Below are 15392 nucleotides of genomic sequence, written 5' to 3' on the forward strand. Positions count from 1 at the left end.
GTATTATCAATTATAAAGATCGGAGCTTATTAATTTCGGAAAGTATTATTCATTGGAACACAGCGATACATTTATAGATTTCATTTTCTCCTCTTTCTAATACCTTTTTTTGTATCACAAAGATTAGTTTATAACTATTATGAAGAAATTTTACATAATCATTCTTTTTTTACTTTTGTTTGTTTCTATTCTTTCGGCTGCTCCAGATAATGATTTCCTCTATTGGAAATTAGAAGGCAAAAATGCAGCCCTTTTTAAGGGGGATAAAAAAGTATTTGATAACCAAATCCCTTTGAAAGCTTTTCCTGAAGGCTTTACTGTAGAAGAAAAAATTCAATTTTCTTTATTCCTCGCTGAATATTATCTGAATAAAAATGATAAAGATGGACTGGCCAATATTCTGTATATCATACGAACCCAAAAGGATGATCTAAAACTGGCAGACACCTTCATTACCGCTAACTGGTTTTTAGATAGAAATGACAATAACAGTGCAAAGAAAAAATTAGATGATTATATTTCCTTAGAAAACAATCAGTATCTCAAAACTCTAGCTTTAGCTATTAAACAGATGCTACTGGATCGAAGTTCCAAAAAAGGCTTACAGGTCTCAGACTTACGTTGTAGTCCAAAACACCCGTATTTCATGCTTTGTAATATAGCTCGATTACGAATTCGCCTGGAAGCTGTAGAAAATGAGTCGAGTTATTTTGAACGAAATTATTTAAACCTCGATAGAATCCTGGCTCCTTTTTTTGAAATTCCCTCCCTTTCTTATGTATATTTCCTGGACAGGTTGGTTTACAACCTGGGTCCGAGACTTGCGTATCTAGGTTTTGCATACGAAGCTTCCTTCTTCCAACAAAGTATTATTTTTTCCGAGAAACTTTCTTCTTTTTTTAATGTCATTTCCTATGAACGTCTGGCTTTTTACCAGGTTCTCTCCGGTGCTCTTTTGGAAGCAGAATCTACCCTGAATGAAGCCATTGCCCAGCTCGGAACCAAAGAATACCTGAAGAACTCCCTTTATCTCAGGTTGGGAGCGATTTCTTATCTGCGAAAGGACTATAGTCGTTCTTTACAATACTATCTTTCTTTGAACCTGAAATACTGGGGAAAAAGAATGCGTAATCCTTTTTATGATAGAGTTCTTTCTGTAAACGGTGCCCGTGACCTGATTTCTGTCTCTATCTGGAAGTCAAAATCGGCTTCTCAGGCAATTCTCGCCTTAAGTAAAATTAAAACCGGCACCCGTTTGAATGAAGATGACCTATTCATTAAATTGCGGATTGCACAGATTATGTTTCAGGATAGACCGGAAATATCCCAAAAAATAACAAATGAAATAATTTATCAGGCCCAGAGTAAGGGTTGGAAACGGGTAGAATACGCAGCTACTATTTTAAATGGCTTTACCCATATTAAAACGAATTCCTACAGACGGGCAGTCATTCAATTCACAAAAAGCTATGGGATTCTGGGTAAATCTGATTTAAAGTTTACTTCAGAATGGCTTCGTCAACAGGGACTCTATCTTTCAAAGTCTCTGAGGGGGCAGAGAGGACTTTTTTATAAAAATATTCCCCATCTCCTTTCTTTAATGCACCAGGAAGAAATTAATGAAAACGTGATGATGTTAAAAAATTATGTAAGTTCATCCTATAATATAGAGGGTTTCTTAAATAGGTGTATCGAAGAATACCGCAAAAAGAACCGTATTGAGGATATTTTTGAATTGATTTATAATTATGAAGCTTCAAAAATTAAAACAAATCCCATTATTAATAAAGGTCTTTTACAGATTGTAGCAGTAAATGAGAGAATTCGCTTATACAAAGGCATGAAACCTTCCCAGGATAATAAATTTTTAAAAGGAAACTGGACTACTTTACGGAAAAAAGCAACAGAACTCATTCCATCAAGAAATAAAATCAATAGCAAGGTGTTAAAAAAAATAAAACTTCCTTTCCTTGCAGCTCTCGAGCATAATCATAAAGTTTATATATTTAGTTATAAGCCTTCCGGAAAAAGCGGAAACTGGACTCTCACTGTAAAAAATAAAAAAGACTGGGAAAATGAGTCTGTGATCCTGTCAGCCCTTGATTCGGTAGCCTTCCTTAAAGATAAACTTAAAGCTCAAATCTTTTTTAACAGGGAAGGAATGGATTTATATCGAATCATTTCCTTGAAGTATAAACACGCTTCTGTGGGCCTTTTTTACTCTTTTTTAAACCCTTCAACTTCCGAAAAAAAATTTACCTTAACACCTATTTCCGGACTATGCGGAACAGAAACCTTCCCGACTATTAAATACCTGAGTCCTGATTATTTTGAAGGAACCAGGCTTTTCCCGGATAAGCATCGTTTGCATATCTGGGATTTTCCTCTTGAACCGGCAACTGAAAGAAAAGGAGATTATTCCTGGAATTGTGGAAAAGAAGGAACGATTTCCCTTAAGCGTTTACAAAGAAGGATGGATTATCGAATTGTACCGGAAAGCCTTTTAACAACTTATCGAAGCCTTCCTATTCAGAAGGAACTGCACCTCACACCCGATTTTTATGACTGGACGGATTTCTGGTTTCAGAAGGGAGTGAATCATTTGTATTATATTCCGGTTTTAGAAAAAAGTAAGAATTCTCTTGAGCTTTTAGAAATTATGAAAAAACCGATTCAAAAGGAAGAAGACTGGATACGTTTTCAAGAGCAAGCCAGACAAACAGGGTATCAGGTACTTTCTATTACTCGAACGATGCAATAGGGGTTTCTTGGAAATTCTTGACAGAAAAAGAATTAGCTTATTAAGGTGAATAATAAATTATGGGGGGTATTGAACATTAATAAATTTAACTTATGTAGATTAGAACACTTGCAAACAAATAGGATTACTCTTTTTTAGGGAAACCTGGCGGAATTAATTGTAAATGTTAACCTTTGGCTTTTTTATCATCCTGCTCCTCCTTTTTATGAATGGTTTTTTCGTAGCCAGCGAATTCGCATTTGTTTCCACAAGACCCTCTAAGATTGAAGATTTTATCAAAGAAAATAAACCCCTCGCTCTTGTAGCCAAAAAGGCCCTGGGTAAGATTAATGATATTCTTGCCGTTTGTCAGGTAGGAATCACGATTTCCAGCCTTCTCATTGGCTGGCTATCGGTTGAATTTGTGGCTCATCTGGTTCAGGTAATTCTGAAAAAGTATCCATTACTTACGATTCCTTCATCAAGCATCTATTCGATTTCCATTGCCTTTGCCCTGGTAATCATTGTTTTCATGCATGTTATTTTGGGAGAAACCCTCCCCAAGTCTTTTGCGATGCGAAACCCGGAAAGCATGGCTTTAAAACTCTCCCTGCCTTTATTCTTTTTTTATTATTTATTTTGGCCTATTACATTTATTGTAAAATTTCTTTTAAACCGTCTTCTGGGGGTTTTACAATTACCTGAAGTAACTCCTAATACACATTCAGTAGAAGACCTAAAGTTACTACTGGAAGAACATAATAAGCAGAAAAACCTGGAAAATACGGATTTAAAACTTATCCAAAAAACCATCGCATTTTCTAACAAGGAAGCAAGGGAAGTTATGACCCACAGAACCGTGATGGAAGGGATTTCTTACGATGTTAAAATTAAAGATATTGTGGATACAATTGCCAGGAATAATTTTTCTCGTTATCCTGTATTTGAAAAAACGATAGATAATATTGTTGGAATCATCCACGTGCAATCCTATTTTCAATGGTTGAAAAATCCGAAACGAAATCGCAATGCAACCATTCAATCGATTATGCAAACCCCGGTATTCGTCCCGGAAACTTTATCTCTGGAAAATATCCTTCAAAAAATGCGTTCAGCCAAGCAACACATGACTATTGTAGTAGATGAATACGGAGGTGTGGCCGGCCTTCTAACCCTGGAGGACATAATAGAAGAAATATTTGGCTCCATTGAAGATGAGACCGATGATGCAGAGGATACTCCCATTCATGATATGAAACCCAATTCCTTTGTGATTTCCGGTGAGGCTGAACTAAGTGAATTGAGTGATATCCTTGAAGGAGAAGACATGGAAGAATACAAAGATGTTAGAACCATAGCCGGCCTCTTCTTAGAAAAGCATCAGGATATGCCCAGAGAAGGAAGTATGGTAACCATAAAAACAGGAAGCCTGACGGTGGAAAAAATGGAAGGGAATAAAATAATCGATATCCGTTATGATTTTGCACCGGTAAATGTAGTACCTATCCAGGAAGAGTATGACTGAGAATCAGAATGAAATTTTAATTGCTGTTACCGGGGGAATCGCTGCTTATAAAACCTGTGAATTAATCCGTCTCCTGGTTAAAGATGGGTATTCGGTTCGGGTGCTCATGACAGAAAATGCACAACAGTTTATAGGCAGAATTACTTTTGAAACCCTGAGTGGAAAACCGGTAGGAATTGAAGAATATGAATTCGGAATGCCGCATATAGAAATGAAAAATCGAGCAGCAGTCTTTGCAGTTGTTCCGGCTACAGCCAATTCCATCGGTAAGCTGGCAAACGGAATTGCGGATGGACTTTTAGGATCTACCTATCTTGCCCTCCAATGTCCAACAATTATTGCCCCGGCCATGAACCCTGCCATGTACTTTCATCCTGCGGTACAAAGGAATCTAAAAACTTTAAAAGAAGATGGAGCTCTTATAGTCGAACCGGAAGAAGGAATCGTTGCCTGCGGAGATTTTGGTCCGGGCAAACTGGCAGATGTCGAAAAAATTAAAAAAGCAATACTCTCTAAATATCCAAAAAAATAAGCGAAAGGGTAAATTTCAGTTTACAAAAGTATCTTGATTCATATCATTTTTGTAATTTCAAAATAGGGGTTTCTTTGAGATTTAAAAAAGCAATTATTACCGCAGGACCAACCCGTGAATGGATAGACCCGGTACGTTTTTTAAGTAACGCTTCATCCGGGAAAATGGGTTTTTGCATCGCTTCTGAGATAGCACATTGGGTTGAGCATACAGTGTATATTCATGGTGCTGTTGAAGAAAAATTTCAGAATCCGGTGGTATCCAAAAAGATTTTTGCTGAATCTACCCTGAGTATGCAATCTGCAATTTTTTCTGAGTTGGAAGACTCCTGTTTGATAATCATGGCGGCCGCTCCGGCTGATTTTCGACCTCTTGGTGTAAGTGAAAATAAAATTAAAAAGAGCGGTAAGGAAAATATAGAAATCCATCTTTGCAGTAATCCGGATATCCTTATGAGCTTGAGTGAAGAAATTCAAAAGCGTTCACTAAAAGATGTAGTTAAAATTGGTTTTGCTGCTGAAACCGAAAATCTCGAAGAAAATGCAATAGGTAAACTGAGACGAAAGGGACTCCAGTTTATCATTGGAAATTATGTTAGCCGGCGCGAGAAGGGATTCGGAGATATAGATACCTCTATTACCATCTTTTCCAATGAAGGTTCAGTACTTACAATATCATCTTCCTCTAAAGAAGATGTAGCGAGAGAAATCTCCCTGTTTTTAAAAGAAAGGTTTCAATGAAAGTAAACTGTGCATATTTAACTCACAAGGGAAATGTTCGAGAGAATAATGAAGATAGTATGCTGGTGCAGGATGTCATTTATTCCAACCAGAGCTTTACGAATGCAATATCCATTGAAATAGAGGACGAAAGCCACCTTGTTTTTGCTGTTGCAGATGGAATGGGAGGACATGCCAGAGGAGAGGTTGCCAGTCATGCAGTATTGGAATTCATACATAATAATTTTTCTTCCTTTACCAGTGAAGAAGGAATACGGAAAACAATAGATGATGCAAAATTTCATCTTGATGACTTAGTAAGAAAAGACAATAATGCCTATGGCTTAGGAACAACACTTTGCGGAATAGTAATTAAGGGAAATACGGGACTCCTTTTTAACGCGGGAGACAGCCGTCTATACAAAAGAAAAGATGGTTTCTTGGAAAAATTAACCCGTGATCATTCTTTTGTTCAATACCTGGTGGATAATGGAATAATAACTGAAGAAGAAATGAGTTTTCATCCCAAGAAAAATATAGTTACCTCCGCAGTCAGCGGTGATTTAATGAAGGAATCTCCGGAAATGTTCTTCAAAGAAATTACAATTGAAGAAGGCGATCAGTTTTTAATCTGTACAGATGGAGTCTGGGAAAGCTTAAGCCTTGAAGAATTAGAGGTTTGTATGTTAGACGCTGAGTTAATTAAAAAGACCGACGTATTAACAGAAAATATTCTCAGATACGGCGGGCTTGATAATCTGAGTATTATTATGCTCGAAGTCTTAAATCTACAATCATAAAAATAAATCCTGGATATTCACAGTTTCCGGGAGAAGCCCTAAACCCAGGGCTTTTTCATAAAGGCTTATAATCGCCTCTTTTCCTTCCGAACCAAGATCCTTTGTAAACTCATTTACATAAAGAGAAATATGGCTATTAATAACTTCCTCCTCCTTGTCCTGTGAGTTTTCCTGGATATATTGTTTTGCTTTTTTGGGGTATTGATAGGCTAATTCCAGACTTTTATGTAATGCGGAATCAAATTCTTTTTGAATAGAAAGTTCTATATTCCTGTGAATAGAAATAGCTCCGAGGGGAATCGGTTTACCTGTATCCGCTTCCCAGAATTCTCCCAGATCTACTACTTTTTCTAAGCCACGTTTTTCGTAGGTAAAACGTTCTTCATGTATAATCACTCCGTAATCATACTCTCCATTCAGTAAAGCCGGGATTACTTTATCATAACGAAGGGGAACCGGTTCAAACTGCTTTTTTAAATAAATATTTAATAAAAGATTGGCAGTAGTTTTTAAACCGGGAATGAGGATCTTTGAATTTTTAGGAGAGGTAGTATTTTTCCCTTTCTTCTTGATTAAAATAGGACCGCAGCCTCTACCGAGAGCAGAGCCGGTATTTAGAATTTTATAGTATTTTGCGACAAAGAAGTAGGCAAAAAAAGAAAGCTTGGTCACCGAAAAAGCCTGCCTGGCGGCCAGTTCATTTAGCATTTCCACATCGTGAAGCTCTTCTTTTACTCGAATACGTTTAGATAAATCTTCATGTACAAGATGATAGAATAAAAAAGTATCATTCGGACAGGGAGAATAGGCAAGGCTTAATTCCTGTTTCATTTTCAATTCCTGTAAAAATAGGATTTACATAATCCAGCTTAAAATAAAAAATCGTACAAGTCTTTAATACCAGGTTACGTATGGATAGTTCAAAGTCTATAAATAATTATTATCTAATCGATGGACAGGCACTCTTTCACGATCTCAGTGTCAGGCAAAAGTCTTATATAGCCAACCGGGCACAGTACATAGAATACAACAAAGGGGAGCAGATTTTTCGCAGGGGAGAAAAATCCTACTACTTTTTTATTGTAGTTTCAGGCATCATCCAGACTTATTTACCGGGCAAGGAAGATTCTGAAAACGAAAAGGACACAAATATTGAATTCTTAAAGAATGGAGATTATTTCGGTATGGTTTCCTTATTATCAGAAAGACCACATTCTTTAAGTGCCAGAGCTTATACAGATGCCGAACTATTAAGAATCGATCTATATTCCTTTAAGGAAATTTTAGAATTTATTCCGGGTCTCGGTCTTCATTTTTCAAAAATTCTTTCAGAAAAAGTTTCTATTTCGGTTGAAGAGGAGAAGAAAGTATTTGAGAGTCTGGTTGTTTCTGTTCTCTGTTTGGATAATAATGATATGGCATCCAGATATTCTTCTTTATTAGGATACTCCATAGTAGAAGAGTCTAATAAACGTGCGGCTGTTCTTAGGTTTAACAAAAAATTTGAATCAGAAGAGTTTGTTAAAATAAAACCCAAGTCTCAGGGGGGTGGGCATAAAACAAATAGTCTTGTAATAAAAAGTTTTGACGTAGACTGTGTGGAAGAGATTCAAAAAATCCTGATAAAGTATATTTACTATTACCATATCATCATTTTGGATTTACCGGCAGGACAGGGAGAATCCTGTAAATATCTACTAAATGAATCAAAACAATGCCATGTAATTGTAGATGATAATAATGAAAACATAGAGAATAAAAATTCGTTCATTAGAACCTACAGGCAGGAAAAACAAGACCTTCCGGCAGATTTCTTTTACACGGTTCACCTCCATTCCTATAGTGATTTAAAAGAACTTTTAAAACGCAGTACCCGGAATGCCAGAAGACTTTCCGAAGTTCGGCTCGGTATTGCATTCGGTGGTGGAGCAGCATTTGGTCTGGCTCAGATCGGAGTCATGAAAGTATTAGAAAAAAATCATATAACTATAGACATGATTTCCGGTACAAGCATTGGTGCCCTGCTTGGTTCTCTCTGGGCCAGCGGTATTACAGCGAATGAAATTGAATACATCGCGATAGGAGAGTTTGATTCCTTTTTTAAAATTGCCCGCTACATCGATATTGGTTGGCCGAGAAAAGGTCTTATCTCCGGAGGAAAACTTCGCACTTACCTCGATGAACTTCTAAACCACAGTAATTTCCGAGATTTAAAGGTTCCTCTTCGTGTTATCAGTTGTGATATTTCGAGTCGAATGGAAGTTGTGATTAACCACGGGAAAGTTGTAGATGGGGTCATGGCGAGCATTGCCATTCCGGGCCTCTTTCATCCAACTCTGGATGAATTTGGTCGCATTCTTGTAGATGGGGGAGTTGTAGATCCCTTGCCTGTAAATGTAATTCAGCAGGAAGGAATTTCGAGACTTATTGCAGTTAATGCCATGCCTTCTTCTATGGATATAGTTAGAAGTAATATCTCTGCGAAAAATATTATGGATATTATTGTGAACAGTCTATACTCTTTACAGTATCGAATTGCGAAAATCAGTGCAAGGGAGGCAGATGTTTATTTAAGCCCTATCCTTTCCGGTGCTTCCTGGTATGAGTTTCACAGGGCCAAAGAATTTATTGATCTGGGAGAAAAAATAGCAGAAGCTTCTTTAGAGGATATTAAGAAACTGGCCTATTCTTAAGCTCAGAAAATAAATATATAAAAATATTAATATATTCTTTTTTACTTATGTTATCAGGTCTTGTATCCGGAGAAATTGAATGTGCAGCAAGACCCTGAATAAAAATTCGGATTATTTTTTCTTCAAGTTCTTTAAAAAAAGGAGAATCCTGTAGATTTTTTTTCAAGGTCTTTCTCTTCCCCCAGAAAAGTCCTTTTAGAAAAGTTTCTGCAAGCTGTATGTCTTTTAGGGATTCATAAATAGGTTCTTCGTAAGGCCGAAATAAAATAAGAGCCGAGCTGGCTTTAGGTCTGGGATAAAAACAGCCCGAACTTACCTCTTTTAAGTATTTAAATTCTCCGAACAAGCCTGCAAAAATACTAATGGAAGAAACTTCCCTGCATATTCTCTCTGCAAATTCTTTTTGTACCATAAAAATAGCCCCTTTTAATTTCAGGCTTTTTAAACTTAAGGTTATTATTTCGGAAGTAATATAATAGGGAAGATTCCCGACAAGATATATGTCTTGCACTGTGATGTTCTGTATATTTTGCAGAACATCACCTTCAAATATATGAAAGTTTTTTTTAGAAGAATAGCTTTCTTTCAGGACTGAAATCATTACCGGATCAATTTCAAAAAGAAACAGCTCTGTTGGAAAATCTATAAGTCTATGGGTTAATGCACCAAGTCCGGGACCAATCTCTGCCAACTTTATTGGTTTACCACTACATTCTTCTCGAATAGTTTTTTCGATGAAATCAACCATTTGTTTATCTACTAAAAAGTTCTGACCCCATTTTTTCCGAGCACCCGCTCCATGGGTTTCTAAAATACTTTTTATGCTTTGTGTTTTAAAGAACGGAAACGGATTCTCCTGCATTTTTACCTATCAACTCCCAGTCTTTTCCTATGCCGAGAAGACTTTTATATTTCTGCCAGTCCTGGATTGAATCTTTAGATTTATAGGGAAAAATCAAGACTATTTTTCCTTTTCCATTTTTTACTCTGGACAAAAGCTTTTCTAAAGAATCTTTATGAGTATAAAAGAAAATGATTCTTTCACCGGAATGACTGATAAACTCCCTTATTTCCTTTCTTTCGCTTTGCTGTATGGTCTCATAATTTTCCCATTCTTTTCTCCAGTTTCCCTTACTGAGAAGTACCGGTTTTTCTTTGAGGCCCGTTTTTTCTTTGCACAAGAGGGCCTGCTTTAAACAGCTTTCCTCTTCAATCTCAATGTAGCCCTTTATATTAGAACAGAATCCCTCGTTTATTAACTTTTCGAGATAAAAGGAATTGTATTTGCAATTCCCTCCAAAATAAACTCCTTCTTTTTCTTTGATCAGTATATAGTCTGTATGAAAAGAAAAATCCGGACCATTTAACTTGGTCAGGACTGAATTTTTCTTATCTAATAAATCAAAGGTAGCGTAATAAAAAAGAAAGGTAGCAATAAAAGATAAAAAACTTAAAGCTATTCGGCTTTTTTTATGATCCTTCTGTAAGTTTACGTTTTCCGGATTCTTCTTTTTAAATTCCAGAAGAAGGACAATACAAGAAGAAATAAATAATAAAAATAGAGCAAATAGTTTTAATAGAAGTAAAATATTCTCTGCATTTTCCCTGTATAGACCGATGTTTTCTCCAAGCTTATCTGTTAATAAAGCTAAGAGTCTCAAGAATAATTCCGTATACGACCAAAAAATATCTTTCAAATAAAAAATAGATAACGATTCTATTGCAAGAGATGAGTATAAAAATGGTAATAGAAGGGAAGTTAAAGGAACTAAAACAAGGTTAATTAAAAGAGAACCCGCACTAAAACTATGAAAAAAATAAATAAGAATCGGATACGTTCCGAGGGAAGCTGAAAGAGAAAGAGTGAAATTATCCGTAATTAAATTGGTTTTGTCTTTAAAGAAAAGTAAATCCAAATATTTCTTAAAAAAAAGAATCCCGCAAACAGCTCCGAAAGATAAAAGAAAAGAAATTGTCAGGTAAGATTCGGGATCAAATAAATAAATGACAAACGCAGAAAAAAGTATGGTATCCGAAGAATGGGTCCTGCGATATGTAATACTGGCAATCACAAAAATAAGGGCAAAAAGATAAGCCCGAGTCAAAGAAACCGGAAAAGATAAAAGGTAGAGATAGAAAAATGATAGGGCGAGAGGAATGAGTCTGGTTAGGGTATAGCCAAATAAGCCGGAACGTTCTGTAAATAAAAATAGAAAACCAATAATAATTCCAATATGAAGACCGGAGGCAGCAAACAGATGTAGAATTCCTCCCATCCTTGCTTTTTCTTTGAGTTCGTATTCTAAATACTGGGCATCACCAAAAATTAATCCCAGAGAAATATCAAGTGCATGGTCGGTAATATTTCCTCGAAGTAAAAGATTTTCTACTTCCTTTCGAACTTTCTTTTTTTCATCAATATAGGTATTACTTAAGGCCTTACACTTATATTCGTATATACGAATATAATAAGTTCCATAAGTATCAAGAAAAGAAAAATATTCATTCCCTTTAAAGGGACTCTGCTTTAACTTCAGGCTTTGTGCCGGGCAGAGTAAATCGGGAAATTGATAACGTTTTTTGTTATAAACCCTCCATACACCTTTATAAGCCTCTTTATCTGAAAAAAGTGTTATTTGTCTGTAATTTTTTTTCACTTCTTCGGAAGCAGAAATTGTAAAAACTGCTTTTTGCTTTTGCAATTTTTCTAAAACTTCCGGATTGAGATAGGGAAGGGATTTTTCTTTGACTTCCGCCTGATTATAGAAAATAAAAAAGGCACAGTATAAAAATCCCAACAGGAAAGAGAGAAGCTTATTTTTTCTCGACAGTAGAAATAATAAAATGAAGACAGAGAAAAATAAAAGAGTTTTAAAAAGAGAGTTTATGGGTATTAAATTTTGGGGAAACAGAATAAATAATATATTAGAATAACCTGATGTGATACGAATCAGGGTTTCGGAGAAAAAAAAGCCAAGGCAAAAATAGCCAAAACCGCTTCCCGGTAGGAAAGTCAGAAAAAATTCTTTCATATCAAACCCCGAAAGAACTCAAAACAGCAGAGCAAAAATTTTCATTTATACATTTTTTAAACATAGAACCTGTGTATACCTTCACTTAATACAGGCAAGTAAAATGGTGAAAATTTGTTTTCAGTATATCGGTTTTTTTAAAATAATTATCGCAAAAATCCACTTCGCCAGAGCAGGCATTCAGTATGTGGCGGCACCTTTTTCACAGCCGGATGGTTCACTTCGGCCTGGCTCAGTGTAAACAGCGTCCGGCTGAACGGGGAAAAGCTAATCGCCTATGACCTGCATCTTTTTATTCTCAAATCTATTTCATATTTTAAAAGAAAAAAGTTGCGATAATAGACTGATATATAATTTTTATTACTATGAATTTTTCCATACAGACTTTTCCTGTTTATCCCCTCGGTTGTAATTGTTCCATTCTTTCCTGCAACGAAACAAAAGAAGCGATTGTTATTGATCCGGGTGGAGAGGAAGAAAAAATATTTCAGAATTTAAAAAAACTTGGATTAACACTTCGCTATATTATTCATACACATGCACATTTCGATCATTGTCTGGGTACCGGGGGTTTACATACAAAAGCAGAGAAGGATTGTAAGGTAGGCTTACATAAAGATGATTTATTTTTATATGAAAAATTAGCCATGCAATGCTCTCTATTTGGAATTCCGTATCGTTCAAAAACAGAGAAAGCTATCGATTTCTATCTGGAAGATGGAGACAGCATCAACTGGGGGAATAATAGTTTAAAGATTCTTCATACACCCGGACATACACCGGGTTCTGTATGTTTCACGGTAAGTAGCTCAGAAAAACAGATAACCTTTTCCGGTGATACGCTTTTTGCAGGAGGAATAGGAAGAACCGATCTCTGGGGAGGAGACTACGGGCTTATCATGAATTCTATTAAGCATCGGCTTCTAAAACAGGATGATGAAACCATACTGATCCCGGGCCACGGAGAGACGAGCACTATCTATAAAGAGAAAAGAAGTAATCCTTTTCTTATATAGCTATATTAGAATAAAATTATTACTTGATTTTATAATGATTCTAAATTTCCTATTCTAAATAATAAACCGTATACAGGAGTACGTATGAAAAAAATAGTCGCGATTCTTCTTTCTTTAACTTTTCTTTTTGCAGGTGCTATTTCTGCAAAAACAGAAAAACAATTAAGAGATGAAAGAAAAGGTAAAATTGCAAAAGAAAAAAGCAAAAGAAAAAGTGATGAAAGAAAAGCAAAGAGTAAAGCAGCAAGAGACAAAAAAGCTCAGGCCAAAAAAAACAAGAAAAAGTAATTTCTTAGCTGATTAAAACAATAAAGCCCTCCATTACTGAAGGGCTTTATTATACAAGCGAAGATTAAAATAAGAATATTCTAATAATAGCTTGGAGACGGCGGGATTCGAACCCGCGTCCTATTGTGCCTTAATATAGCCTCTACATGTTTAGGCTGTATATGAATTTCAGGAAAACTTAACCCACAACCAGGTAGTTTCTCCCAATCCGATCCGAAATACTGCTTTTTTCGCGAATCGACAAACGAAAGAACAGACCTCCATAAAGTGACACCCGGAAACCCTCAGGAGATATTGAGAAACCGAATGTAGTTGCTTAATTAAGCAGCTAGAGCTAATTCGTTGTTAGCGTTTATTTTGTTGAAGGTTTTTTAAAGAGGCCCCTCACCCCTTACATGCAACTATACCAAAACGAGCAACAGTCGAAACCAGAGTCGCCCCCGGCATTTGTTTAAGTTAGACTACAGGTATAGAAAAAAGTTCACGGAAATAAGTAAAGTCTTTTTAGGTTTTAAAATCTCATCTCAGGTCCTAACCTTCCAAAACAGGTAGGATGCGCAGCTTGCTCAGTGGCCTGAGTAAGGACTTCCTACAAGAACTTTACACACGTTTTTTCCATAGTAAAATACAAATTTGGACTTGACAGCGTTTTAATTCTGAGTAATCTCAATGAGAAATATTTTCCGATAGAAATAGTTTTAGGATAAAGCGACTTATAAAACATGGAATATAGGAATAAAAACATTCAGCTTGGAGTAAAGGGAAATAGGAACGAACCCTATAGAGTTTTTATCATAGATGATTCCATTCAAATCAGGACTGTCTTGAAAAGAATCCTGGTTCGCTTTGGTTTTCACATCTGCGGTGAAGCAATGGACGGGGAAGATGCAATCAATACTTTAGGAAAAATGTCCGAACCGCCTGACATTATTTGTATAGATCAGGATATGCCGGTTCTAAACGGCACAGAAACAATAAAAATCCTGAACAAGAAATATGCTAATGTGAAAATTGTTATGATAACAGCCCATTCACATAAAGAACTAGTTCAGGAAGTTATCCAACTCAAAATTCATGGATATTTACTTAAACCGATTGAGCCTAAAAAAGTCCTGGAAAAATTTGCAGTTATTCTCGGTAGAAAAGAACTTTTAGAAGAAGATACTGCCTATAAAACCCAGAGTATAGATTTAAATAAGATTATCATTCCTTCCCTGCCCGAAGTTGTTTTAAAAGTAGCTTCTTTCGATATCAATGATGTAGATAAGGGAATTAGGGAGTTAGAAGAAATCATTTTGCCGGACACCGGTACTTCCAGCAGTATCTTAAAATTAGCTAACTCCTCCTATTACGGTCGTTCCAAGAAAATTACAAATCTTAGAGATGCCATTACTCTTCTTGGAATAAAAACCGTTAAGAATATGATTCTTTTAGATTATAACAAAAAGCTAAATAAGAATCTAAAACATAAACTTTTTAAGAAATACCTCAGAGAGCACCCGGTTTTAAGCTCCCTGATTGCTTTCGATCTGGTAAAACCCTTCAAGTTAGATGAACTACAAAAAAATATCTTCTTAATTGTCCTACTCCGAAAGATAGGAATGAACATTTTCGCATTAAACTTTTCTGAACAATATTTAAAAGTTCTAAAACTCTACGAATTTAATTTAAAAACGATATACGAGATAGAAAAAGATGAGTTTAATACAACTTCTATTGAGCTGGGTAAGAAAATATTCAAAGTCTGGAAGATGCCTGACTTTTTCGTTGAAGCAGTTTCTAACCAGAATTTTAATACCTCGGAAATTACTAAAGTTGCTGATTTTGATAGAATTTCCAGACTCTCCGATATACTGGCCAAGTCCATGCTTGGATTAGAATTGCAAAAAAGTGAAGAAAACCTTAAGGCAGAAATCTTTGATTTTTATAAAATATCGGAAGAAACTCGGGAACTATTTGGAGAGGAATACTATGATACAATAAGAGAGCACCCTTTTATGGCCATGCTCTCTTAAAGTGTAAGCTCCCATTTTTTGGGGCGCAAGCG

At 35.9% G+C, this 15392-nt stretch carries 12 protein-coding genes and 1 other RNA gene; 9 read left to right on the plus strand and 4 right to left on the minus strand.

Annotation, left to right across the window (positions count from 1 at the left end; genetic code table 11):
* Window positions 1-139 precede the first annotated feature (139 nt).
* From H7A25_00740 to H7A25_00760, 5 genes are all read left to right on the plus strand, one after another.
* Window positions 140-2761, plus strand: coding sequence for a hypothetical protein (locus H7A25_00740; GenBank protein MCP5498404.1), 2622 nt, complete (start codon window positions 140-142; stop codon window positions 2759-2761).
* 163 nt (window positions 2762-2924) lie between these two features.
* The gene (locus tag H7A25_00745) at window positions 2925-4265 is read left to right on the plus strand and encodes an HlyC/CorC family transporter (GenBank protein MCP5498405.1); all 1341 of its coding nucleotides are present in this window, start codon (window positions 2925-2927) and stop codon (window positions 4263-4265) included.
* The gene (locus H7A25_00750) at window positions 4258-4797 is read left to right on the plus strand and encodes a phosphopantothenoylcysteine decarboxylase (GenBank protein MCP5498406.1); all 540 of its coding nucleotides are present in this window, start codon (window positions 4258-4260) and stop codon (window positions 4795-4797) included. Before H7A25_00745 ends, H7A25_00750 begins: the two co-directional genes overlap by 8 nt.
* A 74-nt stretch (window positions 4798-4871) precedes the next feature.
* Window positions 4872-5537, plus strand: a complete 666-nt coding sequence (locus tag H7A25_00755; GenBank protein MCP5498407.1) for a phosphopantothenoylcysteine decarboxylase — start codon at window positions 4872-4874, stop codon at window positions 5535-5537.
* A complete protein-coding gene (locus H7A25_00760; protein MCP5498408.1) occupies window positions 5534-6316 on the plus strand; it encodes a serine/threonine-protein phosphatase in 783 nt (260 codons plus the stop codon). The genes H7A25_00755 and H7A25_00760 overlap by 4 nt, the downstream gene beginning before the upstream one ends.
* On the opposite strand, the gene H7A25_00765 is transcribed toward H7A25_00760, so the two are convergent.
* On the minus strand, window positions 6311-7147 hold the full coding sequence (locus H7A25_00765; GenBank protein ID MCP5498409.1) for a 1,4-dihydroxy-6-naphthoate synthase: 837 nt from the start codon (window positions 7145-7147) through the stop codon (window positions 6311-6313). The genes H7A25_00760 and H7A25_00765 overlap by 6 nt on opposite strands.
* 80 nt (window positions 7148-7227) lie before the next feature.
* Here H7A25_00765 and H7A25_00770 point away from each other — a divergent pair, with 80 nt between their 5' ends.
* The gene (locus H7A25_00770; protein MCP5498410.1) at window positions 7228-9009 is read left to right on the plus strand and encodes a patatin-like phospholipase family protein; all 1782 of its coding nucleotides are present in this window, start codon (window positions 7228-7230) and stop codon (window positions 9007-9009) included.
* Here H7A25_00770 and rsmA read toward each other — a convergent pair.
* Complete coding sequence (gene rsmA / locus H7A25_00775) at window positions 8987-9871, minus strand: ribosomal RNA small subunit methyltransferase A (GenBank protein MCP5498411.1); 885 nt, start codon at window positions 9869-9871, stop codon at window positions 8987-8989. The two genes, H7A25_00770 and rsmA, sit on opposite strands and share 23 nt — an antisense overlap.
* Complete coding sequence (locus H7A25_00780) at window positions 9843-12041, minus strand: ComEC/Rec2 family competence protein (protein MCP5498412.1); 2199 nt, start codon at window positions 12039-12041, stop codon at window positions 9843-9845. Before H7A25_00780 ends, rsmA begins: the two co-directional genes overlap by 29 nt.
* Before the next feature lie 365 nt (window positions 12042-12406).
* On the opposite strand from H7A25_00780, the gene H7A25_00785 reads away from it, so the two are divergent.
* The gene (locus H7A25_00785; GenBank protein ID MCP5498413.1) at window positions 12407-13057 is read left to right on the plus strand and encodes an MBL fold metallo-hydrolase; all 651 of its coding nucleotides are present in this window, start codon (window positions 12407-12409) and stop codon (window positions 13055-13057) included.
* Between the two features lie 84 nt (window positions 13058-13141).
* A complete protein-coding gene (locus tag H7A25_00790) occupies window positions 13142-13345 on the plus strand; it encodes a hypothetical protein (protein ID MCP5498414.1) in 204 nt (67 codons plus the stop codon).
* A gap of 91 nt (window positions 13346-13436) precedes the next feature.
* On the opposite strand, the gene ssrA is transcribed toward H7A25_00790, so the two are convergent.
* Window positions 13437-13787, minus strand: a transfer-messenger RNA (tmRNA) gene (gene ssrA, locus H7A25_00795).
* A gap of 280 nt (window positions 13788-14067) precedes the next feature.
* On the opposite strand from ssrA, the gene H7A25_00800 reads away from it, so the two are divergent.
* Entirely contained in the window at window positions 14068-15360 is a 1293-nt protein-coding gene (locus H7A25_00800) for an HDOD domain-containing protein (GenBank protein ID MCP5498415.1), read from the plus strand.
* Window positions 15361-15392: the final 32 nt, after the last annotated feature.

It is taken from the genome of Leptospiraceae bacterium (assembly GCA_024233835.1).
Taxonomy (GTDB): domain Bacteria; phylum Spirochaetota; class Leptospiria; order Leptospirales; family Leptospiraceae; genus JACKPC01.